Origin of the sequence: Luteolibacter ambystomatis (genome assembly GCF_018137965.1) — a bacterium.
In the GTDB taxonomy this organism is placed as follows: Bacteria; Verrucomicrobiota; Verrucomicrobiia; order Verrucomicrobiales; family Akkermansiaceae; genus Luteolibacter; species Luteolibacter ambystomatis.
The window spans coordinates 234650-259350 of sequence record NZ_CP073100.1 but is presented as its reverse complement, the minus strand read 5'-3'; the positions used below and the strand labels follow the sequence as shown (position 1 = coordinate 259350).

Genomic DNA, 24701 nt, shown 5'->3' with positions numbered 1-24701 from the left:
CGTCTTAGTGGCGGAAGTGGCGATGGCCGGTGAAGATCATGGCCATGCCCGCTTCATCGGCGGCAGCGATGACTTCCTCGTCGCGGATCGAGCCGCCGGGCTGGATGCAGGCGGTCGCGCCGGATTCGATCGCGGCCTTGAGACCATCGGCGAAGGGGAACATCGCATCGGAGGCGACGATCGAACCTTTCAGACTGAGGCCGGCTTCCTGGGCTTTCCACACGGCGATGCGGGAGGAATCCACGCGGCTCATCTGACCGGCACCAATGCCGAGCGTGCGATCGGAGTTCGCGTAAACGATGGCGTTCGATTTCACATGCTTCACCACGCGCCAGCCGAAGCGCATCGCGCGCATCTCCTCTTCCGTTGGCGGACGCTTGGTCACGACCTTGCTTTCGAGATTGTCCAGGCCGAGCGCGGTGTGGTCGCGGTCCATCACCATGAGACCTCCCGGGCAGGAACGGATCACGGGAGCCTTCTTCGCGGTGAAGTAAGCGTCGTTGATCTTCATCAGGCGCAGGTTCTTCTTCTTCTGGAGGATCGCGCGGGCTTCCGCCTCGAACTCCGGAGCGATGATGACGTCGGTGAAGATTTCCGAGATCACGCGGGCAAGGCCTTCGGTGAGCGGGCGGTTGCAGACGATCACGCCACCGAACGGAGCCTGGCGATCGGTTTCGAAAGCCTTCTGCCATGCCACGCGCAGATCTTCGTCATCCTGGCCGACACCGCAAGGGTTGGTGTGCTTGAGGATCGCCACGGTCGGGCGGACGAAGTCGAGGATCAGGTCGGCCGCGGCCTCGATGTCGAGGATGTTGGTGTAGCTCAGCTCCTTGCCCTGGATCTGGCTGAAGCAACTACGGAAGTCACCGTAGAGCGAGCACTTCTGGTGCGGGTTGTCACCGTAGCGCAGCTCCTGTTCCAGTGGCAGGCTCACCGTGAAGGTGGTGCGGGACATCTCATTGGACTGGCCGAGGAAATTGGTGATCGCGGCATCGTAGGACGAGGTGCGGAGGAAAACCTTCACCGCCAGCTCCTGGCGCAGGCCGCGGGTGGTGTCGCCCTTGTTCTCCTTCATCTCTTCGATCACGCGCGTATAGTCGGAAGGATCAGTGACGACGGTGACGCTGGCGTAGTTCTTGGCCGCACTGCGGAGCATCGAAGGACCGCCGATGTCAATGTTCTCGATCGCGTCCTCGAGAGTCACGTCCGGCTTCGCAATGGTTTCCTCGAAGGGGTAGAGGTTCACCACGACGAGGTCGATCGGCGGGATGTCGTGCTGCTTCGCCTGGGAGACGTGCTCCTTGTCGTCACGGCGGTGCAGGAGGCCGCCGTGGACCTTCGGGTGGAGGGTCTTGACGCGGCCGTCGAAAAGTTCCGGAGCACCGGTGTATTCAGAGACGTCGATCACCGGCAGGCCGGCGTCACGCAGGGCTTTGGCGGTGCCGCCGGTCGAAAGCAGTTGCACGCCCATGGCGTCCAGCTCTTTGGCGAATTCGGCGAGACCCGTCTTGTCTGAGACGGAAAGGAGGGCGCGGGTGATCGGCATGGCGGTGAGGCGTGTTTGGCGACGCGGACCACCCGGGTAATGGACCGCCCGGACCGGGGCAAGCCCGGAATCGGGGCGGTCACGACAACCCATTTCAAATGAAAGGGTTTACTGCCGTGAAACACACTGAAAGAACTCTAACGGCCGTTGGGGATTTCCCAACGGCCCGCCTCCATCCGTCCGGAAATGCAACTGTCAGGCCAAGGCGACCACGCGCTGCTTCAATTCGCCAAGGCCCTCGATGCCACACTCCACCGCATCCCCGGGCACCAGATAGCGCGGAATCTCCATCCCCATCGCCACCCCGCTGGGTGTGCCGGTGGCGATCACATCCCCCGGCAACAGGGTCATGAAGCGGCTGATGTAACTGATGAGAAACGGCACGCGGAACATCATGTCTCCGGTCCAGCCGTTCTGGCGGATTTCCGTGTTCACCTTGCACCACAGGCGCAAGCCGTGAGGATCGGCCACTTCATCCGGCGTCACCAGACAGGGACCCATCGGGCCGAAGGTATCGGCGCTCTTGCCCTTCATCCACTGGCCACCCATTTCCTTTTGGAACGCACGCTCGGAATAGTCGCAGAACACCGAGTAGCCCGCGATGCAATCGAGAGCCGCGATTTCATCCACGTAGGACGCCGTATTTCCGATGACGACGGCGAGCTCCACCTCGTAGTCGAGCTTCTCGGAACCGTGGGGCCGCACGACATCGTCATTCGGACCGGCCCAGCAGGTGGTGGCCTTCATGAACAGGATCGGCTCGGTGGGAATACCTTCGCCGAACTCCTTGGCGTGATCGAGATAGTTCTTGCCGACGCAGACGATCTTCGAGGGGCGGTTGATGGGAGGACCGAGGCGAACCTCGGGAGGAACTTCCACGCCACCGGGACAGCCGTCCTTCACCCATTCGGCAAGGGATTCGAGGCCGCCCAACGCAAAGAAACCTTCGTCGTAGTCATTGAACTCGCCGCTGGCATCAACCCGCCGCCCATCCGGCAACAAAACCCCCGGCTCCTCGCGGCCCGGCTCACCGAAACGTATCAGACGCATTCCCGATCTCTACGCCAAGTCCGCTGTCCTCTCACGTGAAAAATGTCAGATTCTCCAGCACGCCCGAGCCACCCGGTCACCCGAGGAATCACAACCACACGGCGAAACAGAATTCCACAACGGCACCGCCACCAACATGGCGATGCCAAGAAACGAGCAGAAGCCTCCCGCAATCACCAAGCATACGTTGGAAAGGATCCACGGGTGAGTTTCCAGCAGGCAAAAGGCCGGGTTCGCGGGATCGTAATGAACCGTCACCCCGGCGTCTTCCGGAAACCGCCCCGCATACTCGTTCATCCGCGAATGACGCGTGCGGGAACTACCCGGGAAGATCTCCGTGCCCGTGTAACCATGTCCGTCAACCTGATATACGTACTCAAGGGTATAACCATAGATGTCTCCATCCGCGTCTTCATACTTCGAGAGCCGGGCCCGGACGATCCGGCCCGCCGCCTTCGGCCAGAACCGGGCGCGCCGGAGCGTCCACACGCTTTTCAATCCGGTCACGAGCAACCACAGGCCAACCGATGTACTGACCAATCCAAAAAATAGCAAAATCCCCGACTCCCGGCCCATCTTACTCCTTGTACGGCTTCGCCCACTCCGGCATCTTTTCCTCGAAGGCCTTTACTTCCCCGACCGCCGAGCCATCGGCACGGAGAAAGCGTTGCACTGTCGCGGGACCATGTGCGGCCCGTGACTTGACCACCACATGCTTTCCATCCGCCTCGAATGCCCATTCTTCAATGAACGCCATGGCCGATGAGATGCGCACCGTCACCTTGCCATGATCGCAGAGAACCAGACGCGAGCCAACCGGCGTACCGCGATCATTGGTGAGGAGTTCGTTGGTGCCCTTCTTCCCGCAGTCACCCCACCCCACCACACCATCGGCGGCAACCTTCGGCATCATCGCCGTGGCCAGCTTCGTCCAGTGGTCCTTGCTCTTGTCCTCATAGGTGACCTCTACATTGCCAATGGGATCTCCACTCCAATCCGGCAGTTTCCGCACGTCCACAATCGCGGCGGAGACGGGTTTCTTGGTGGCTTCCGCGCCCGTCTGATCGGCGTGGAGAGAAGCGAGGGAAAATCCCGCGATCAGACACAATAGAATCGTACGCATGATGGCCCGATATACCACACAATCGCATCCAAGCACGTCCAAACCAGCGGTCATCACCTGTTTCCCATCCGGTCAACCGGCCCGGATGGATGGATGCCTGCAGGCGGGCCATTTCAACGTTTCTTCCGGAGGAACGGCGGGATATCCAAATCCTCGCCATCAAAGACGTTCGGAGATTCCCCTTCGAAACGTCCGCGCGGACCACCTTCGAAGGAAAGCTCGCCTTGGCCGGCCGGGGCCTTCGCGCGCAGCTTGAGCGGTTCCGGCGGAGTCAGCTTCGGGAATTCCTCTTCCTCGAACTCGGACTCAAGCTCGGATTCGTCGACCTTGGCCGCGGCGGGCTCGGGAAAGGTGGCTTCATCATCCAGCCAATCCGGTTCCACTTCCTCCAAATCCAAAGGCTCATGATGATGAGCGAACGTGAACGGATTGTCGTGTTCGTCATCCTCGAAATCGTCTGGAACCCGCTTTGCCGGAAGCGGCGGCGGCACCAATGCCGGCTCTTCCGCCACAGGCGTGGGTGCGGGTCCTTCCTCCTCGACTTCGGGTTCAGCCAGCACGGGTTCCGGACGGACCGGTTCCACGGCCACCGGCTCGGGTTCGGGCGCGGGCTTCGGTTTCACCGTCTCCACCACCTCCGCCTTGCGCTGCACGACCGGGATCGACTCCGCGAACGGACGATCGTCAAACAAGGATGCCGGAGCGACAGGCTTGGAAACAGGCGCAGCCTGACGAGGTTTTTCCACCGGCTTCTCAACCGGCCGCTCGACGGGCTTGAGCGCGGGCTCCTCGCGGAACTCAGGTTCGCTGACGGGCTCCTTTACCACCTCACGCACCGGCGGTTGGACAGCGACGACGACAGGCTCAGCGAGCACCGGCGTGATCTTTTTCTGCGGCGTGGGTGCGACATAGCTGTCGGACGGCTCAAGCACCGGCTCTTCGGACGCACGGGTCAGCGAATCGCGCGGACCGGCGACCAGGGAATCCTCCGGCAGGGCGCTGATGAGCGTGATGCTCAAGCTGTCGCCCATGGTGGGATCGACCGCCGCGCCGAAGAGCACGTGGGCGCGCTCCGGCACGAACTTCTGCAGGCGCTGCATCAGCAGCTCGATTTCATAAAGGGTCAGGTCCTCACCACCGCAAAGGTGGATGAGCACAGTGCGCGCTTCCTTGAGCAGCGAGCCTTGGTCGAGCAGCGGGCTGGCGAGCACGTTGCGCAGCGCGCGGCTGGCACGGTCCTTGCCTTGGGCGATGCCGGAGCCAAAGAGGCAGCGGGAGCGGGTGGTCCGCAGCGCGCTCATCAGGTCATCCAAGCCGACGTTGATCAGGCCCGGGCGGACGACGAGGCGGATCACCGCCTTGATCGACTCGGAAATCATGCGGTCCGCAGCGGAGAAGGCCTCGTGGATGCCCTGCTTCGCGAGCACCAGTTCGCCCATGCGGTTGTTGTCGAAGGTGACCAGCGCGTTCGAGAGCACGGCCAGTTCGTTGAGCGCGGTCTCAGCCTGCTCACGGCGGCGGCGGCCTTCGAAAGCGAAGGGCATGGTGGCAAACACCACCACGAAGGCCCCTTCCTCACGGGCGATGCGGGTCAGGATCGGAGCAGCGCCGGAACCGGTGCCACCACCAAGGCCGGTGCAGAGGAAAACAATACGGCGGCCCTTCAGCGAGGCGCGGATTTCGTCCTCCGCTTCCAGGATCGCCTGATGGCCGAGGTCCGGATCACCGCCGGAGCCGAGGCCCTTGGTGAGATTGCGGCCGAGCTGGATCTTCTCCCCCGCCACACAGGCCGAGAGGGTGCGGATGTCGGTATTGAGGGCCAGCAACTCGGCTCCTTCGAGGCCATCGAGGGCCACGCGCTCGAGCATGTTCGCGCCGGCACCACCGAGGCCGACGATCTTCACGGACGAAGTCGGGATGGTGGTCTGGGGTTCGCGGGAATAGGAGATCATGAGAAGTAAGGGATGGGGAGCAGGGTTCCGCGGGTGGGCGATCTGGGAGAGGCTTAGCAGGATTTTCGGGAAATCACAGAAAAGGTCGTCGGAATGTCACGATTGGTTGAATTCCAATATTCCGGGTTACCCAATTCTGGGACAATCCGGAGGGCGTGTCAAAAAGGAGTGATGGGCATCAGCGACCAAAGGGCCAGAGAGCGCGGCCGATGCGGCCGAGGAAGCCGGGGGCGGCCACCCGCTCCGCGTCCAGCACCTGGGCATAACGAATGAGGCCGAGGGCGGTCGTATACTGCGGGTCCTTGAAGCTGGACTGGATGCCACTGACTTCCGGGGGCTCCGGGCGGTAGATATCGCGACCGAACACATCGAAGGCCAGCTCGCCGAATCCACGCATCAGGCTGGTGCCGCCGGAGAGGAAAATACCGGTGCCGATGCGCTCGACGGAGCCCTCGGGCAAACGACGCTTCACCAGCCGCAGGGTTTCCTCCAGACGCTGGCGGATCACCTCATTGAGCACCTGGCGGCGGACCTCGGCTTCGGCGAAGCCCTTGTCGTCCGTCACTTTCACCGAACCCACCGAGCGGGCCGGATCGGCGGAGGCATCGCCTTCCTTGATCTTGAGACTCTCCGCCTTGGTGAACGGCAGGCCGGTCACGAGGTGGATGTCATTGGTGATATGGTCGCCGCCCACCGGAATGGAGCCGGATGCAGCGATCGAGCCGCCGAGATAGAGAGCGTAGTCGGTCGTGCCGCCGCCGATGTCGATCACCAGCGCGCCACGCTCGCGGTCCTCGCGGGAAAGAGCCACCTGGGCCACCGCAATCGGGGCGAAGACGACGTCATCGACATCCAGCGGCATCTCTCGCACACACTTGATGCTGTTTTGGATGCGGGTGCCGATGCCGTGGATGACATGGAAATCCGCTTCCACGGTGCGGCCGAAAAGGCCCACCGGACTGGTCGCCTGCTCCAGCCCATCGAGGCGGAACTGGCGGACAATGCTGTGGAGATAGACGTGATCGGACGGGATGTGGACCTCACGGGCGATGTCCTTCGCCTCCTCAACGTGTTCCGGCGCGACCTGCTGCTCACCCTCCGGCAGGCGGAAGGTGCCAAGATTGTTTTCGCCCACGATGTGGGAACCGGTGACAGACAGGAACACGCTGCCAATCTCGACATCGCTGGCGTCCTCCGCCTTCACCAGCGCGTCCTTCACGCAGGCTCGGGCTTGGGGAAAATCGTAGATCTCACCCTTCCGCACTCCCGCGGACTTGGTCATGCCCACACCGAGGATTTTCACCGCGCCGTCGGACTTCACCTCGCCGACGACCATGCAGGTCTTGCTGGTTCCGATTTCGAGTCCGACGTGGATTTTCGTGCGAGGCATGGGGCAGGGGAAAAGAAAAGCTAGGGGCGGTCAGTTCCGGTTGAGGAGGGATTTCAGATCTTTCGAGCGGCGGTCGCTCCGAATCTCCTCCTTGGTCGGCTCCGGAACCGGAGTCGCGCGTGGCGGCACGGGTTCCTCGCGGAGGGTGATCGGAATGTTCCGCTGCGGGATCAGGCTGATCGTGGCGATCCCGTAACCCTCCCGTGACGCGTGATCAAGCGCGGTGACAAAGTCCGTGATCTGGCGGGTCTGATTGTCGAAGCCGAAGGTCGCAACCGTGCCATTGCGGGTGGTCATCTGGATGGACCAGGGATTCGCCTGCTCCAGCCGATCGATCCAACGGACGGCCTGCGGATCGGCAGCCACGGCGGAGGCGAGCAGGCGGAAGCAACGTTCGATCTCCGGATGCTTGAGTGTCTGGCCTGCGACCAGAAGAGCCTCGTCCTTTTTGGGCACCAGTACCACCGGCAGATCACGAGCATCCTCCCACTGGAGTCCCGGGCAGGCGTAGGTCACGCCATCGGCATCCACCAGCAGCCCCCCTTCCCTGCGGATGGCTGCGGGATCGGAGCCGCTGACCGCCAGCCAAGCCTTCGGCGTGCGGGCGGTGATGTTGACCGCGAGAGTAGATGGCAGATGGCGTTCCACCGTTACGGAGGCGATCTCCGGCCGGACGGCGAGGCGGGTACGGATCTGCTCGACATCCAATTTGAAAAGATTCGCGTGCAGATCGAGATCCGCCGCGGTCACGAGGCCCGCTTCGTCCAGAGCCTTGTTGGAATTCAGGGACAACTGGCGGAGCTGGAACTCCGGATTGCGAAGGAACGCGCGCTGCACCCCATACCAGCCGCCGTAGGCCAGCCCGCCCAACAGAGCCAAAGCCGCCAGCAGCTTGGCGCTCTTGCCGCAGGCCCGCAGGAATCCGAACCACGCGATGCGCGGCGACATCACACGAACCTCCAGCCGCTTCATGCGGGAATTCTGGCGGGAATTGGTGGTGCGGCGCTTCATGATCGTCGGAAACAGTTGAAAATTAATAATCGTTTACAAAAAAGTCGAGGCTCGGGTGGGCTGAGGGGAAATTTCGAAGTGCGGCGAGCGATCGCCTATTCAGGCGGTCGATCTGGATTGAAGAATAGACGGGAAAGCTCTCCGGACTCCGCCATACGTGCGATGGCAGCTTCGATATTCATCCGCGTGACACTCGCAATCACGATGAGGCCCGGTTCGGAGAAAATACCATCACGCAGCAGCTCATCCGAAATTTCCTGCGAAAGTCTAACCGGGTCATAAAAGACCGGGCGGAATCTGTTGTCGCCGATGTGAATCTCCAAGCCATTAAACCAGCCTTTCGACTCGATGAGGCATCCATCTTCATCGAATCCGTCCGGCCAGACGAGTGTGTAGGAATGGATTAGAGGCATGGGATGGAATGAGGAGAGGAATCCTCCACCAGGCCAAAATTGGACCGCGGACTAGAATCCGCGGTCCCAGTGGAAGAGACGCAGATTCAGGCCCTCAGCTTCAACGAAATCTCCGCGATACGGATGCAGAGTTCATCGAAAGGGATACCGGCCGCGGCGGCGGATTTCGGCATGAGGCTGGTTTCGGTCATGCCGGGGATGGTGTTCGACTCCAGCACGAAGGGACGGTTCTGAGCATCGAGCAACACGTCCACGCGGGAATACACCTCGATCCCCAGAGCGCGGTGTGCGGCGAGGGCGGCGTCCTGCACGGCTTTGGTCGTGGCTTCGTCGAGATCGGCGGGGCAGTAGTAATCGCTGCCCGCGCCACCGCTGAGCCAAGGATACTTGTTCGCCATGTCGTAGAAGCCGGAACGCGGCGCGATGTGGACGATCGGCAGCGCGGCGTCATCGAAAACACCGACGGTGAGCTCCTTGCCCTCGATGAACTGCTCCACGAGGATGTCATTGCCATACTTGGCGGCGTCTTCCATCGCGGCCTCGGCATCGGCCTGCTCACGGACGATGTGAACACCCACGCTCGATCCCTCGCGTGGCGGCTTCACCACGAACGGGGCGGTCATCTGCGGCAGCTTCGAACCGCCCGACACATCCACGATCTCGGAAAGCGGGGTCGGCACATTGTGGGAGAGGAACAGGGCCTTGGCCTTGTTCTTATCGAAGGCGAGGCGGCTGCTCTGCGAACCCGCACCGGTGTAGGGCACGCCCTTCGCTTCCAGAATGTCCTGGAGCTGGCCGTCTTCACCGAAGGTGCCGTGGATGACATTGAACGCCAGACCGGTGCCTTCCGGCAGATCCATGTCGTAGCCGGTCACGTCCACGCCCACGACATTGAAGCCGCGGCCTTGGAGCGCCTTGAGCACGGCCTTGCCGGACGCCAGCGAAACGTCGCGCTCGGAACCGGGGCCGCCCATCAGGACGGCGATGAGAAGATTGGGATCGATCATGGTCAGAAAGTGAATTCGTCCTCGCCGAGGATTTTGACTTCGGGTTCGAGCTCCACGCCACGGGCGGCGCGGGCTTCGGCACGGATGGTTTCGATCAGGCCGAGCACGTCACCGGCGGCGGCACCACCGCGGTTGACGATGAAGTTGCCGTGGACCTCGGAGACCTCCGCCTTGCCGTTGGTGGAACCCTTGAAGCCGAGTTCATCCACCAGCTTGCCCGCCGGGGTGGTTTCGGGATTCTTGAAGATGCAGCCCGCGCTGGCGGCGACCGGTTGGGAAACGCGGCGTTTGGCGCGCGAGGCATCCCAGCGTTCCTTGATGCGCTCCGCCTGATCCGGCTCACCCTTGAAGGTCGCTTGCAGCGCGAAGTTGCGTCGCAGTTCCGGCACGTTGCGATACTGGGCGACGATCTCGGCGCGGCTGCGGGTGCGGATCACGCCGTCCTCATCGAGGAAGGTCACGCTCACCACCTGGTCGAAGGTCTCGGTGCCCATCGCACCGGCGTTCATGCGCAGCGCGCCGCCGACATTGCCGGGGATGCCTTCCATCCACTCGAAGCCACCGATGCCGGCATCGCCCGCGAAGCTCGCGAGCTTCTTCAGGCGCACGCCCGCACCGGCGGTGATCAGACCGTCCTTCACGCTCACCGCGGAGAAGAGTCCGCCTTCCGGATGAATCACCGCGCCGCGGATGCCGCCATCGCGGACGAGAAGATTGGAGCCGCGGCCGACCACTCGCACCGCGATATTACGATCCCGGCAGTAGTTCACGAGTGCCGCGAAGGCTTCGAAGGTATGAGGCTCCAGCCAGAACTGCGCCGGGCCACCGACGAGCATCGTGGTGTGGCGTTTCATCGGTTCGTAGAGGCTGCCGTCCATGTCGCCCTTTGGAGCGAGCGCCAGCATTTCCTCCAGCGTCTTGAGATCCTTGGCGATGTGGGTGCCCGCCTCGTGGACGTTGCCCGCACCAAGCGTGATGAGAAGATCGCCGTCCTCCAGCGCATTGCCCACCGCGTGATGAGCGGTGGCAAGGTTCGGCGTGGAAGTCACTTTCACATCGCCATGACGCTTCATCGCCTCCACCAGCGTCTCGCCGGAAATGCCGGGGATGGGAAGCTCGCTGGCCGGATAGACATCGGAAATAAACACGCGATCCGCAGCCTGGAGCGCCTTGCCGAAGTCATCGGCCAGCGCCTGGGTGCGGGTGTAGCGGTGCGGCTGGAACAACACCACGATCCGACCCGGATTGAGCGAACGCGCGGTTTGCAGCGTCGCCGCCAGCTCGGACGGATGGTGGCCGTAGTCGTCCACGATCCGGTAGTGCTTCGAAAGATACTTGGTTTCGAACCGACGCTTGGCTCCGGCGAAGGTGGCGAGCGCGCGGGCGACCAGCGTAAAATCCGCGCCGCAGCCATCCGCCAGCGCGATCGCTGCCAGCGCATTGAGCACGTTGTGGCGACCGGGAATGCCGAGCTCCACGCCGCCGAGAACCTCGCCACGACGAATGACGGTGAATGCCGTAGCACCGCGCAGCTCGCGGACATCGACGGCAGTGTAGTCGGCATCGTCCCAACCATAGGACACGCCGTTCGGATGCGCGCCGCAGTGTTCGGCGGCGACCGGGTCTTCCTTGCAATACACCACGCGGCCCTTGGTCTGGGACATCATCGTGGCGAAGACCTCGCGGATGTGATCCAGATCGCGGTAGAAATCGAGATGCTCGGCCTCGATGTTGAGCACCACGCAGTGCTCCGGGTGATAGAGCGCCAGCGTGCCGTCGCTCTCATCCCCTTCCGCCACCATGTGCTCGCCCTCCTCGGACCAGCGGGCGTTCGCGCCGAGGATCGGGATTTCCGCGCCGACGTAGTGGCAGGGATCGAGCCGGGCTTCGCGCAGGATGTGCGCGGTCATCGCGGAGGTGGTCGTCTTGCCGTGGGTGCCGGAAATGACGATGCCCTTCTTGGTGTGGAGGATCGCGGCCAGGCACTCGGCGCGGCGCAGCAGCGGGATGCCCGCGGCATGGGCGGCGGCGCGGGCCGGGTTCTCCGGACGGATCGCGGAGGAATAGACCACGATTTCCGCACCGTGGACGGACTCCGCGGTATGCGGGCAGGAAAATTGCAGGCCGAGCTTCTGCATGCGCTCGGTTTCATCCGAGGTCACCCGGTCGGAGCCGCTGACCTTGTGGCCCATACCCAGCAACAACAGCGCCAATCCGCTCATGCCGGAGCCCGCCACGCCGATGAGATGGATGTTCAGCGGGCGGGAGCGGTCGGTCAGGCGCTGGCGGAGGTCGTTCATGGTCAGTGGAGAGTCGCTTCGATCGCGTCGCAGATCCGGGCGGATGCGTCCGGAGTGTCGAGCGCGCGAGCGGCTTGTGCCATGCGCTCACGGGTTTGCAAGTCGTTGAGGATGCCGGAGGCGAGGTTTGCCAATTTCCCGGCGTCCAGATCGCGCTCGTGGACCAGTTCGGCGGCCCCCGCATTGGAAAACACCTCGGCGTTGCGGATCTGGTGATCGTCCGCGGAATACGGGAACGGTACCAGGATCGAAGGCAGCCCGGCATGGGCGACCTCGGTGAGGCTGGAGGCCCCGGAGCGAGCGAGGATCAGGTCGGACGCGGCGTAGGCGAGGGCCATCTTGTCGCAGAAACCGACCACCACATAGCCCTCGCGACCGGCCACGGTGGCCTTCACGCGGTCGAAATCGAGAGTCCCCGCGATGTGCAGCACCTGGATGCCGGCGGGCAGTTTCGAGGAACTCTCCGCCGCCAGATCATTGAGGCGCTTGGCCCCCTGGCTGCCGCCCATCACCAGCAGAACCGGGCGGGATGGATCGAGCCCGAAGGCCGCCGCGCCCTCGGCACGGCTGGGAAGATTGACCATTTCCGCCCGGACCGGCGTGCCGGTGACGACGGTATCGCGGTTGGTGAAAAACGGTTTCCCCTCCTTCACGCCGAGGAAGACCCGGGTGCAGAAGCGGCTGGTGAGGATGTTCGCGCGGCCCGGGCGGGCGTTCGAGTCGTGGACGAAGGTCTTCAGGCCCAAACGATGCCCGGCATAGACCGGCGGCAGCGAGGTGAAGCCACCCATGCCGAGCACCACATCCGCCTGGTACTGTTTGAGCAGCCGCTTGCAGGTCCCGGCGGTTTTCCACAGCCGCCACAGGAACGGGATCATCCTTGGCGACAGCGTCTTGGGCTTCGCCACCGCCTCGACCGTCTCGAAGCGCAGGTCGCCGTATTTCGCGGAAGCCTCGCGGTCCACAGACTTCTTGGAAATCAACAACATCACATCGTGACCACGGGCCTTCAGAGTCTCCGCCACCGCGATGCCGGGGAACAAATGGCCACCCGTGCCACCACATGCGATCACGACCTTGAGGGACTTGGACACAGCGCTTGCTTCAGGGGAAAACGACCACGGCACGGTCCGGATCGCCCCCACGTGGAACCCCCGCCGCGCCTTGGCAAATTTTGTAACATTTCTTGACTATCAGGCAATGGGGAAAACGAATTTTCGGATTCGGGTTCCTCCGGAATATCCGATTGTGACGGAGTCCTCACCTCCCACAGAGGGTCATTCATGATGGCTTAATGAAGGTCCCTTTATTGTTAGGGACCATGACTACCCTTGCGTTCCCCGCCTTCATCGCGCTGACCCTGAGCGCGCTGACCCCCTCCTCCTCCGCAGCGTCGTTCTACTGGGACGGCACCGACACCAGTGCGAACTCCAACGGTGGCTCCGGCACCTGGGACACCTCCGCCCTGACCTGGGACAATGCCCTCAACAGCGGCACAAGCGTCACCTGGGGCAATACCACGGCGGACTCCGCCATCTTTGGCGCGGTTTCCGGGACGGTCACTTTGGGCACAGCCGGATCGCCGGGTGCCACCGTCACCCTCGGCAGCCTGATCTTCAACAGCGGCAACTACGTGATCGGCAATGTCGCGGGCAACGGCACGCTCGATTTCGGTGGAACAACGGGCTCGATCAACAGCTCGTCCCAATCCGCGTCCACCATCAGCACGATCAACAGCAACCTTTCAGGCTCCGGCTCTCCAAGCGTGACCATCGCCGCGAACGGGGACATGACCGCAACGGGGAGCAGTTCGCCCGGCAAGCTCGTGCTCGCCGGCACCAACACCGGCCTGACCGGTGGCATGACCATCACCTCCGGTCTCGTCTCCTTCAGCACCGCAGCGGCAGCGGGCAGCGGCCCGATCACGCTGAATGGCGGTGGCATCGTCTTCGCCGCCTCAACCGGCAGCCAGACCCTCGCCAACGCGGTCTCCTTGAACGGCACCAGCGTCGTGCGGGTCTACAATGGCGCCACCCTTGCGATCAGCGGCGTGGTCAGCGGCAGCGGCACTTTGTTCAAGACGGACTCGGGCACCCTCACCCTCAGCGGTGCAAACACCTACACCGGCCAGGCCAAGGTCGGCGCTGGAACGCTCAGCGTCTCCTCTTTCAACAGCGTGAATGGCGGATCACCCCTGCTGGCGACCAGCGCCCTCGGCGCGCCGACGACCATCGCGAACGGAACGATCGTCCTGGGCAGCGGCACCAGCGCCGCCACGCTGCTATACACCGGCAGCGGGGAAACCACCGACCGCATCATCGAGGTCGCAACCACCACGACCGGAGCGACCCTCAATACGAGCGGCACCGCGCCACTGAAAATCACCGGAGCCGTAACCTCATCCGGCATCGGCAGCAAGACCCTCACCCTGCAGGGATCCAGTGTCGGCGAATTGGCCGGGGTGATCAGTGACAGCGGCACGGCGGGCAGCACCATCACCACCGCCGCATTCTCCAGCGGCGCGACCACCGTGACGCTGGCATCCGTCGATGGCGTGACCGTGGGCAGTTCGATTTCCGGCACGGGCATCACCGCAGGCACCACGATCACGGCGATCAACACCAGCACCCGCGTGGTGACGATCAGCCCGGCGGCCTCCGGTGCGGGGACCAGCGGGCAGACGATGACGGTGGGCGGGGTGGTGAATCTCACCTCGATCACCAAGAGCGGCACCGGCAGCAACGCCACATGGATCCTCTCCGGCCCGAACACCTACACCGGCCCGACGAAGATCAACGGCGGCACTCTCTCCGCCACCTCCTTGAACAGTGTGAACGGAGGCATTCCCCTGCTCGCCACCAGCGCGCTGGGCGCCCCCACCTCCGTGGCAAACGGCACCATCGCCCTGGGGATCACCACCAACGGTGGCACGCTCAACTACACCGGCACCGGAGAAACCACCGACCGTGTGCTGGATATGGCCTCCACCTCCGGCGCTCCTGGCGTGACCCAGTCCGGCACCGGGCTGTTGAAATTCACCTCCGACATCACCAACAGCGGATTGGGGAGCAAGACCCTAACACTGGCAGGCTCCACCACCGGCACCGGCGAGCTCAGCGGCGTCATCCCGACCGGCCTCTCCGGCACCACCCAGATGAACAGCGGGATCTCCAGCGGCAGCACGACCGTCACCCTGGCCTCCGTGGATGGCGTGACGGTGGGCAGCACGATCTCCGGTACCGGCTTCTCCTCGGGCACCCTGGTCACCGCGATCAATACCAGCACCCGCGTGGTGACCTTCAGCCCGGCTGCATCCGGCACCGGCAACAACGGCCAGGTCGTGACGGTGTCCGGCGTGGTAAACCTCACCGGGATCTCGAAAACCAACAGCGGCACCTGGACCCTCTCCGGTGCGAACACTTACACCGGCACCACCTCCATCATCGGCGGCATGCTGGTCTTCGCGAAACAGGCCTCGCTCTATCAAGGCAACTCCGCCGCCTGGACCGCCACCAACATCGGGGTGAACTCCGGATGTACTTTGGGCCTCAATGTCGGCGGCAGCGGAGAATTCACCGCCTCTGACATCGCCCTCTTCGATGCCCTCGGCACCTCCACGGGCGGCTTGAAAACCGGAGCCTATCTCGGCCTGGACACCACCAACGCCGGCGGCTCGTTCACCTATTCCGGAAACCTTATCAATGCCGGAGTCTCCACCGCCACCGGTCTCGCAAAGCTCGGCACCGGCACGCTGCTGCTCACCGGCACGAACACCTACACCGGCGGGACCCGCATCGATGGTGGCATCTTGTCCATCCCCGCCCTCTCCTCGCTACCCACCACGGGAACCGTCACGGTGAACAGCGCGGGCACCCTGGCACTCGCGGATACCTACACGTATACCCAGACCATCTCCGGCAGCGGCAAGATCACCGTGGCCACCTCCACCGGCGGCAACAGCACCGTGCTCACGGGTTCGCTTGGCAGTTTCACCGGCACCATCGAGGTCTCCCCAGCCACTACCGGCGGGAAGTTGCAGATCGCCCCCGGAGCCCAGAGCGCGATGCCTGCATCCTCCGCCACCATCAAGGTGCTCGCAGGTGGCACGCTTTATCTGAGCACGGGGCTCATCAACAACGCAGCGGTGTCCCTGTATGGGGGCAACACCGGCGAAGCCTTCGGACAGCTCCGGGTGGAAAACGGATTCCAAGCCGGCGCGGTCACCCTGAAGGCCAACTCCACCCTCGGTTCCAACAACAACGCCGGCACGATCAGCGGCGCAATCGGAGATGAAGGCAATGGCTTCGGCATCACCAAGCAAGGCGTCCAGCAACTTACCCTCACCGGGGCGAGCACCTACAGCGGCCCCACCACCGTGGCAGCGGGCAACCTGAAGGCGAATTCGTTCAACAGCGTGGTCGGCGGCACCGCCACCAGCAGCCTCGGCGCTCCCACCACGGTGGCGAACGGCACGATTTCGCTGGGAGACACCACCACCACCGGCCAGTTGAGCTACGGCGGCACCGGCGAAACCACCGACCGCGTGATCAATCTCGCAGGCACCACCGGCGGTGGCACGCTGGATCAAGGTGGTACCGGTCTGTTGAAATTCACCAGTGCCCTCACGGCAACCGGAGTCGGCTCGAAAACCCTCACACTCCAAGGTGCCGGCACCGCTGAATTCGCAGGAGCCATCGGAAATGGCAGCGGCACCATCGCGCTCACCAAAACCGGCAACGGTATCTGGACGCTCTCCGGGGCGAACAGCTACAGCGGTTCCACGAACTCGAACGGAGGCTTTCTGGTGTTTGCGAACGCCGGAGCCATTCCCGGATCGAGCCGGAACCTCAACAGCTCCACCAACGGTGCGCTCGCCTTCGACTACAACACCTCGCTCCAGACCCTTCTCACCACCCGCATCACCTCCGGCTCCACCGGTGGCCTGGCCCTGACCGCGAACAACAACCTGTCGGAAAACCTCGACTTCAATGCCGCCGGTTATACCGGCTATCTCGGCGCGAAGGACAACGTCACCTACACCGGCACGCTCACTCCCAACGGTGGCAACGTGCGGCTCGGCAACCAGGGCGGCGGCACGCTCACGCTCACCGGTGCCAACGTCGTCACCGGATCGAACAACCTTTCGATCAACGGCAGCGTGACTTTCACCCAACCGCAGACCTACACCGGCACCACCACCTTCACGACGAACACCGGCACCTTCAATGGCGGCGGCTCGGTGATCGACCTCAGCAAGGTGACCTTCGGTGCCGGCGGCACTTTCACGAACCTCAACTTCACCGGCAGCGGCACGCTCACCAAGTCGAACTCCAACACACTGACACTCGACAGCGCGAACAGCTACACCGGCGGCACGACGCTCTCACTGGGCCTGCTGATCCTTTCGAACAATGCCGCCCTCGGCACTGGCGCGGTGACGCTCGCCACCACGGGCTCGAACGTGGCCCGCATCCAGCTCGTCAACGGCATCAGCATCAGCAATACGCTCAATCTCGGAGCGAACACCGGCATCACCGGCCGCGGTGATCTGGAGATCAACAACACCAACTCCACCGCCACTTGGTCCGGCCCGATCAACATCACCGCGAATCCGACGAATGGCGGCCACTTCTACACCGACGCCACCTCCACACTCACCGTGTCCGGTCCGATCACCAGCACCGTGCCGGTCAGCTTCCGCGCGGGCAACTTCATCATCCCCTCCGCCTCCACCAGCAGCTACACCTCCATCTTCATCTCCGGGGCGCTGAAGATCGGCAGCAATGATTCGCTCGTGACCACCGCGGATGTCACGCTGGGCAACTCCGCCGCCACCACGCTGGATTTGGCGGGCTTCAACCAGACGGTGAACACGGTGGTGAAGAGTACGAACGCCGCCACCATCACCAACACCGCCGCAACACCTGCGGTGCTGACCATCAACAATGCCAGCGCCAGCACCTACGCGGGCGTCATCGCAAATGGCACCGGTGGTGTTTCGCTGGTGAAGAACGGCGCGGGTGATCTCACCCTGGGCGGCACGAATACCTACACCGGTGACACCACCGTCAGCGCGGGCACTCTGATTCTCGGCGCTTCCACCTTGGCTGACAGCTCCACGGTGAGGATCGCCAGCGGCGCGAAGCTCACCATCACCACCGCCTCGGACACGGTGACCCAGTTGTTCCTCGATGGCGTGCAGGTTGCGGCAGGCACCTACGGTGCGACCGGCTCCGGAGCGACAACCATCGACAACACCCATTTCTCCGGCATGGGAAAACTCACCGTCCTTAGCAGCAACGCCAACTATACCGCCTGGGCCTTTGCCAAGAACCTGACCACCACGAGCCTGACCACCTCCTCCAACCCGGACAATGACGCGCTGAACAATGTCGGCGAGTTCGCCTTCGATGGCACGCCGACCAACGCCACCTCCGATGGGCGGATCGTGACCAGGGTCGCTACCGTGAATGGCGTTTCCGCTCTCACGATCACCCTGCCGGTCCGCAATGGCGCGGTCTTCTCCGGCACCACCGAGCAGGTTTCCGGAACCGTGGATGGAATCCTCTACCGCATCCAGGGCGGCTCCGACCTCAGTGCGTGGACAGGCGTGGTGGCGGAAGTTCCTCCCGCGGATCGCGCGGCTGTGCAGGCCGGCATCGCAACACCGGGATCCGGCTGGACCAACCGCTCGTTCTACCTCTCCGGGACTGGCACGACCGGATTCCTCCGCGCCAAGGTCCAGGAGGCGCCATAAATCCAACGGGATTCTCCGGAAACCGGGCGTCACTGTGAACGCCCCGGTTTCCCGATGTCTCGCACCATCGCTACGGTCTGGCCTCCAGCACGAGATTGAAAGGAGTCTCCGTGGCACGACGGAAACGGGTGAAGCCACCTTCCGTCACCACACCACGCAGCCTCGCCTCTCCCGCCTGTGCCCCAAGGCCGAGCCCCACTTCCTGGGACAAGGACGCGGGCGTGCAGATCAACGTGGAGGCGGAATAGTAGATCCGGCCAACGGGATTGAGATTGTCCTCCAGCTTGTCGTTGGCGAAGGGCTCCACGATCATCCAGGTGCCGTCCGGCTTCAGCGATTGCAATACATGGGCGGAAGCCCCGACCGGATCGCCCATGTCATGGAGGCAGTCGAAGAAGGTGACCAGATCGTAGTCGCGGCCCGGGTAATCCTTCGAGGCTGCAACCTCGAAGCGGACCCGGTCTTCAACACCCGCCTTCGCCGCGGACCCGCGCGCCCACTCGATGGAGGGAGCGTGGTAGTCGAATCCGATGAGGCGGGACTTCGGGAACGCCTGGGCCATGAGTATGGTCGACACGCCATAACCGCAGCCGACATCCGCGACCATGGCTCCGGCGAGGAGCTTGTCCTTCACACCATCAAGCGAGGGAATCCACTCGTCCACCAGATGCGCGGAGTAGCTGGGGCGGAAAAAGCGCTCCGTGCCTTCGAAAAGGTTGCAGTTGTGCTCGTGCCAGCCGACGCCCTCGCCGCTCTGGAACGCAGCGCGGATCTTCGGCTCGTCAAGAATGGTGGCGGTCACCACCTGGTAGGCTCCGGGAATGAACGCCGGGCTGTTTTCCACGGCGAGCGCCAGTGCTTGTTCATCGGGCAGTGTGAATTTGCCACCGCCCGCATCGTATTCGAGATAGCCGCCGGCCGCCTGGGCGGACAGCCATTCACGGACGTAACGCTCGGTGGTGCCGGTTTTCTCCGCGAGTTCGCGGGAGGTCATCGGGCCGGCTCCGGCCATGGCCTTGTACAGTCCCAGCCGGTCGCCGATCAGGATCAGGCTGGTATTGATGGCTCCGCCCATGTCTGCCAGCGCCTTGCCCATGAAGGCATTGAGCTTGGCCTCATCCACGTTGAGATTCATCGCATTCATGACGAAAGAAGTTGGGGTTTCCGGACCACGGGCCGGAAAGCCAGCATACGACCGGCGGCAGCAGAATCAAAGGAGCGAGTTTCGCGCGGCAGTGAAGGTTCCGTCGCAAAGGGGATTGATCCCCGGCCTCCGCTCATGGAAAACACGGGTCCGCCCGTGACACCCCGCCTCGAAACCGTTGACATCGTCCTGCCTCTCGATTCCTCCGAGGACGAGGCCGTGTGGAAATCCGCCGCTGCGGAAAAGCTCGGGGTGGCAGTGGAGCGCATCTGCGGCGTACGCCTGCGGAAGCATTCCATCGATGCCCGCCACCGCAGGGTGAAAGTGCAACTCCGCATTGATGTTGCCATCGATGGGCCGTTGCCCGAGGAAGCCACCCCGGAGTGGCATTCGCCTGCATTACCCTCCACGGCAAAGACGGTGGTCATCGTCGGCGCCGGTCCAGCCGGATTGTTCGCGGCGCTGCGTTGCCTGGAGCTGGGCATGAAACCGATCGTGCTGGAGCGCGGCAAGGACGCCAGCGCGCGACGCTTCGACCTCGCGCCGATTCTCCGCGAAGGGCGGGTGGTCGAAGATTCGAACTACTGCTTCGGCGAAGGCGGAGCGGGCACGTTCTCGGACGGCAAACTTTACACGCGTGCGACCAAGCGCGGTCCGGTGGCGAAGGTGTATGAGATCCTCGTCGCCCACGGCGCGCCAACAAAGATTCTCACGGATGCGCATCCGCACATCGGCTCGAACCTGCTGCCGAACGTGGTGAAAGCCATCCGCAACTCCGTGATCGCCGCCGGAGGCGAGGTAAGGTTCCTCACACGGGTCACCGATTTCATCATCGCGGAAGGCCGCATGAAGGCCGTGGTCACGCAGGACGGGCAGGAGATCGCCGCGGAGGCGGTGATCCTCGCCACCGGCCACTCGGCGCGGGACATTTACAAGCTGCTCGCGGCGAAGCAGGTGTTGATGGAGGCGAAGCCCTTCGCGGTCGGTTTCCGGATCGAACATCCGCAGCCGTTCGTCGATCGCATCCAGTATCATCTTCATCAGGATGAGCCGCGACCCGATCTTCTCCCCGCCGCGCGCTATCGTCTCGCGACGAAGATCCGCGGTCGTGGCGTACATTCCTTCTGCATGTGCCCCGGCGGATGGATCGTGCCTGCCGCCACCGAGAATGACGAGGTGGTGGTGAATGGCATGAGTCTCGCGCGGCGAGACTCCCCTTTCGCGAACTCCGGCATGGTCGTGACCGTGGAGCCGGAGGACGTGAAGCGTTTCGAGAAGGAGCATGGCGTGCTCGCGGGCATCGCCTATCAGAAGGAACTCGAGCGCACCGCGAAGATCGCAGGCGGTGGTGGACAGGTCGCCCCCGGCCAGCGTGTGCCCGATTTCCTCGCGGGCAAGATTTCCGCGGACCTTCCGGAGATGAGTTATTTCCCCGGCGCGAAGTCCGCGCCACTGCATGAACTGTTGCCGCAGGGCATCACCAGCCGCATGCGCGAAGGTTTGCGACTCTTCGGCAGCCAGATGCACGGCTACGCCAGCAGCCAGGGGCTTCTGTTAGGCTTCGAGACTCGCACCAGTTCGCCCGTCCGCATCCCGCGACGCGACGATACCTTGGAGCATCCGGAGATCGCAGGCCTCTTCCCCTGCGGCGAAGGCGCGGGCTACGCCGGTGGCATCGTCAGCGCCGCCATGGACGGCATGCGCTGCGCCGAAGCGGTTGCAAGCTGAAGATCCTTAGCCGCAAAAAGGCTCAAAAAGGACGCAAAAACTCCGTCCGCGGATCTCTTCCTTTTGCGCTTGCTGCGCCTCTTTGCGGCTGAAAACCAATCCTCTCCGTTTCATCCGACTTCTTTCCATTTGACATGCAACCAAATGGTTGCCTATTTTCCGGGCAGATGGACGCGGTATTCAAAGCCTTGGCCGATGAAAGCCGCCGCACCCTGCTCGATGTGCTGTATCGGGACAACGGCCTGTCACTCGGCCGCCTGTGCCAGCACCTCGACATGACGCGGCAGGCGGTGACCAAGCACCTCGCCATCCTTGAAGCAGCCAATCTCGTCACGACCGTCCGGCACGGACGCGAGAAGCTGCACTATCTCAATCCGGTGCCGCTGCAGGAGATCCATGCGCGCTGGATCGAAAAATACGAACGCCCGCGCCTGAAGGCGCTCGGCGATCTGAAACGCGATCTCGAAAACGACGACAAACCATAACCTCACACCACCATGGAAAAGCCACAGTTCGTTTACACCACCTACATCCGCAGCACCCCGGAGAAAGTCTGGGAGGCGATCACCAAGCCGGAATTCGCCCGCCAGTATTGGGGCGGCAACGGCAATCACTCCGATTGGCAACGCGGCTCGAAATGGGAGCACGTCTCCGAAACCAAGGGCACTGCCCACATCATCGGTGAAGTGCTCGAAAGCGATCCGCCGAAGCGCCTCGCACTGAGTTGGATCGATCCGGACGACACCGCGGACCGTTCCAAGGTCACACTGGAACTCGAAACCGTGGAGGACATGGTGCGCCTCACCGTGATCCACGGCGACTTTGAGGCCGAAACCAGCATGCTCAGCGACATCTCCGGCGGCTGGCCGAAGGTGCTCTCCAGCCTGAAATCGTGGCTGGAAACCGGCGCGGCGCTCAAGATCGGCTGCAAGCAGGCGTGCGTGGAAGCCTGAACCGCCGTCATTCCACAAGGCCGCGTTCCGGGAAACCGGACGCGGCCTTTTTGCATCGGATTTGCCTCTTGGAATTCCCGGCGGAAATTGGAGTGGCACGGTGTGGCCCACACCGGCTAGAACAGCACCGTATGGATCATTGGTGGCAGGCACTCGATGGAATGGCTCGGTTCTTCTGGATCGTGGCCATCGGGGCGAGCTTGTTCCAACTCCTGTTGTTCGCGGGCTCTCTGTTCATGGGCCATGAGTTCGATCATGGCGGCGCGGACGCGCACGGAGGCAGCGCCGCGGAGGGGGTGAAGATATTGTCCGTCCGTGCGATCACCGCGTTCCTGGTCGGCTTCGGCTGGTGCGGCGCTCTCCTGACTGGCAGCGGCTGGTCGATCCTACTGACCATGGTTCTAGCGATCATCGTGGGTGCGATCTTCATGGCGATGATCTTCTTCATCATGCGCCTGCTCGTTTCGCTGAAGGCGGATGGCACACTCGACTACTGGAATGCCGTGGGCCAGTCCGGTCACGTGTATGTGACCATCCCCGCCCATCGCTCGGGTGAAGGCCAGGTAGAGGTGCTTTTCCAAGGCCGCCTCGTGACCGCGAGCGCCATCACGGATGCGGATGAACCGCTCGCACCACGCACGCCGGTGCTGATCCACTCGGTGGAGGGCCAGACCACGCTCGTCGTTTCTCCCGCCCGTTAGATTTTTCCCAAGACCCCATAGAAAACATACCCATACCCGCCATGCCCATCCCCATCCTTGCGGAGGTTCCCACCGCCCTGATCCTCATCTTCATCCTCGTCATCATCGGCTTCGGCACGCTGATGTTCATCGCCAGCCGCTACCGCCGCTGCCCTTCCGACCGCGTGCTGGTCGTTTACGGTAAAGTGGGTGGCCAGAAATCCGCGCGCTGCTACCACGGCGGTGCCTCCTTCGTGTGGCCGGTGATCCAGGACTACGCCTACCTGAGCCTCACGCCGATCCCGATCGACATCCAGCTCCGCGGCGCGCTGTCCCAGCAGAACATCCGCGTCAACACGCCTTCCACCTTCACCGTCGGCATCAGCACCGAGCCCGGCGTGATGGAAAATGCCGCCGAGCGCTTGCTGGGCCAGAACATGGGCCAGATCCAGGAACTCGCGAAAGACATCATCTTCGGCCAGATGCGTGTGGTGATCGCCACCATGCCGATCGAGGAGATCAACGCGGACCGCGACAAGCTGATCGCGAACATCGCCAACGGTGTGGAGGTCGAGCTCCGCAAGGTCGGCCTGCGTTTGATCAACGTGAACGTCCAGGACATCACGGACGAGTCCGGCTACATCGACGCTCTCGGCCGCGAAGCCGCCGCCCGCGCCATCAACGAAGCGAAAGTGAAGGTGTCCCAACAGGAACGTGATGGTGACATTGGTTCGGCCGAGGCCGAGCGTGAGAAGCGTATTTCCGTGGCCGCCGCCCAAGCGCTGGCCGTGAAGGGTGAGAACGAGGCCGCCGTCCAGATCGCGAACTCGAATGCCGCCCGCCGCGAGCGGGAAGCCGAAGCCACCCGCCTTGCCATCGCCGCCGAAAAAGTAGCCTCCGCGAAGGCGCTCGAAGAAGCCTACGCCTCCGAAGAATCCGCCGAGCGCCAACGTGCGAAGCGTGACGAAGCCACGCAAATGGCGACCATCATCGTGCAGGCCGAGATCGAGAAGAAGAAGATCGAGGTGCTTGCCGAAGCTGAGAAAAACCGCGTGCGCCTCGCCGCGGAAGCGGACCGCTTGAAGATCGAACTCCAGGCCGAAGCTGAGAAGCGCCGCATTGAACTCGTCGCCGCTGCGGAAGGCGAACGCCAGCGCCTGACCCAGCAGGGTGAGGCCGATGGTTTGCGCGCCGTCATGGAAGCTCAGGCGCAGGGCACGCTGGCCCAGCTCCAGGCGAAGGCCGATGGTTTCCGGGCGATCGTGATGGCCTCCGGCGGAGCCGAGCAGGCTGCCCAGCTCATGGTGACCGAGCAGCTTCCGAAGCTGGTCGAGGAACAGGTCAAGGCCGTGTCCAACCTCAAGATCGACAAGGTCACGGTCTGGGACAGCGGCGCGAATGGTGCCGATGGCAAAACCAGCACGGCGGGCTTCCTGTCCGGCCTCGCCGGATCGATCCCGCCGCTGCACGACCTCGCGAAAAACGCCGGCGTCCAGCTTCCCGCCTACCTCGGCAAACCCGCGGAAACACCCGTCACACGCGCCACGAAATCACCTGAAACGCCAGTGACGCCTCCGGGAGACGTCAACCAGGCGCTCTGATTCCGCTTTCTCCCCCGAAGGCCCGCTCCGCTTCGCCGGAGCGGGC

General features: G+C 63.3%; 18 protein-coding genes. 6 read left to right on the top strand and 12 right to left on the bottom strand.

Annotation, left to right across the window (positions count from 1 at the left end):
• Positions 1 to 4: 4 nt before the first annotated feature.
• From purH to murG, 11 genes are all read right to left on the bottom strand, one after another.
• Positions 5 to 1546: a bifunctional phosphoribosylaminoimidazolecarboxamide formyltransferase/IMP cyclohydrolase gene (purH, locus tag KBB96_RS01015; RefSeq protein ID WP_211631632.1), complete on the bottom strand. Its 1542-nt coding sequence runs from the start codon at positions 1544 to 1546 to the stop codon at positions 5 to 7.
• 195 nt (positions 1547 to 1741) lie between these two features.
• The gene (locus tag KBB96_RS01010) at positions 1742 to 2596 is read right to left on the bottom strand and encodes a fumarylacetoacetate hydrolase family protein (protein ID WP_211631631.1); all 855 of its coding nucleotides are present in this window, start codon (positions 2594 to 2596) and stop codon (positions 1742 to 1744) included.
• A 45-nt stretch (positions 2597 to 2641) separates the two neighbouring features.
• Positions 2642 to 3103 carry a DUF3592 domain-containing protein gene (locus KBB96_RS01005; RefSeq protein ID WP_425602803.1) on the bottom strand — a complete coding sequence of 154 codons (462 nt, stop codon included), beginning with the start codon at positions 3101 to 3103 and terminating at the stop codon, positions 2642 to 2644.
• A 70-nt stretch (positions 3104 to 3173) separates the two neighbouring features.
• Complete coding sequence (locus KBB96_RS01000) at positions 3174 to 3719, bottom strand: hypothetical protein (RefSeq protein WP_211631629.1); 546 nt, start codon at positions 3717 to 3719, stop codon at positions 3174 to 3176.
• 113 nt (positions 3720 to 3832) lie between these two features.
• On the bottom strand, positions 3833 to 5671 hold the full coding sequence (locus KBB96_RS00995; protein ID WP_211631628.1) for a cell division protein FtsZ: 1839 nt from the start codon (positions 5669 to 5671) through the stop codon (positions 3833 to 3835).
• Between the two features lie 178 nt (positions 5672 to 5849).
• Entirely contained in the window at positions 5850 to 7061 is a 1212-nt protein-coding gene (gene ftsA, locus KBB96_RS00990; protein WP_211631627.1) for a cell division protein FtsA, read from the bottom strand.
• Positions 7062 to 7091: 30 nt separating this feature from the next.
• The gene (locus tag KBB96_RS00985) at positions 7092 to 8072 is read right to left on the bottom strand and encodes a cell division protein FtsQ/DivIB (RefSeq protein WP_211631626.1); all 981 of its coding nucleotides are present in this window, start codon (positions 8070 to 8072) and stop codon (positions 7092 to 7094) included.
• A 95-nt stretch (positions 8073 to 8167) separates the two neighbouring features.
• On the bottom strand, positions 8168 to 8485 hold the full coding sequence (locus KBB96_RS00980) for a hypothetical protein (RefSeq protein WP_211631625.1): 318 nt from the start codon (positions 8483 to 8485) through the stop codon (positions 8168 to 8170).
• 86 nt (positions 8486 to 8571) lie between these two features.
• Positions 8572 to 9492: a D-alanine--D-alanine ligase gene (locus KBB96_RS00975; protein WP_211631624.1), complete on the bottom strand. Its 921-nt coding sequence runs from the start codon at positions 9490 to 9492 to the stop codon at positions 8572 to 8574.
• Positions 9493 to 9494: 2 nt separating this feature from the next.
• Positions 9495 to 11792 (bottom strand): UDP-N-acetylmuramate--L-alanine ligase, encoded by a 2298-nt coding sequence (gene murC / locus KBB96_RS00970; protein WP_211631623.1) that lies wholly within the window; start codon positions 11790 to 11792, stop codon positions 9495 to 9497.
• Positions 11793 to 11794: 2 nt separating this feature from the next.
• A complete protein-coding gene (gene murG, locus KBB96_RS00965; protein ID WP_211631622.1) occupies positions 11795 to 12886 on the bottom strand; it encodes an undecaprenyldiphospho-muramoylpentapeptide beta-N-acetylglucosaminyltransferase in 1092 nt (363 codons plus the stop codon).
• Between the two features lie 227 nt (positions 12887 to 13113).
• Between murG and KBB96_RS00960 the strand changes: the two genes are divergently transcribed.
• Positions 13114 to 18549 carry a beta strand repeat-containing protein gene (locus KBB96_RS00960; RefSeq protein ID WP_211631621.1) on the top strand — a complete coding sequence of 1812 codons (5436 nt, stop codon included), beginning with the start codon at positions 13114 to 13116 and terminating at the stop codon, positions 18547 to 18549.
• Positions 18550 to 18619: 70 nt separating this feature from the next.
• Here the strand turns inward: KBB96_RS00960 and KBB96_RS00955 are convergent, their stop codons facing one another.
• Positions 18620 to 19693, bottom strand: coding sequence for a class I SAM-dependent methyltransferase (locus tag KBB96_RS00955; protein WP_211631620.1), 1074 nt, complete (start codon positions 19691 to 19693; stop codon positions 18620 to 18622).
• A gap of 156 nt (positions 19694 to 19849) precedes the next feature.
• On the opposite strand from KBB96_RS00955, the gene KBB96_RS00950 reads away from it, so the two are divergent.
• The 5 genes from KBB96_RS00950 (at position 19850) to KBB96_RS00930 (ending at position 24655) form a co-directional block, all read left to right on the top strand.
• Positions 19850 to 21421 carry an NAD(P)/FAD-dependent oxidoreductase gene (locus tag KBB96_RS00950; protein WP_226373612.1) on the top strand — a complete coding sequence of 524 codons (1572 nt, stop codon included), beginning with the start codon at positions 19850 to 19852 and terminating at the stop codon, positions 21419 to 21421.
• 167 nt (positions 21422 to 21588) lie between these two features.
• Positions 21589 to 21906 (top strand): ArsR/SmtB family transcription factor, encoded by a 318-nt coding sequence (locus KBB96_RS00945; protein ID WP_211631618.1) that lies wholly within the window; start codon positions 21589 to 21591, stop codon positions 21904 to 21906.
• Between the two features lie 12 nt (positions 21907 to 21918).
• Positions 21919 to 22374, top strand: a complete 456-nt coding sequence (locus KBB96_RS00940) for an SRPBCC family protein (RefSeq protein ID WP_211631617.1) — start codon at positions 21919 to 21921, stop codon at positions 22372 to 22374.
• A 131-nt stretch (positions 22375 to 22505) separates the two neighbouring features.
• Positions 22506 to 23075: a hypothetical protein gene (locus KBB96_RS00935; RefSeq protein ID WP_211631616.1), complete on the top strand. Its 570-nt coding sequence runs from the start codon at positions 22506 to 22508 to the stop codon at positions 23073 to 23075.
• 41 nt (positions 23076 to 23116) lie between these two features.
• Positions 23117 to 24655, top strand: a complete 1539-nt coding sequence (locus KBB96_RS00930) for a flotillin family protein (protein WP_226373611.1) — start codon at positions 23117 to 23119, stop codon at positions 24653 to 24655.
• Positions 24656 to 24701 lie beyond the last annotated feature (46 nt).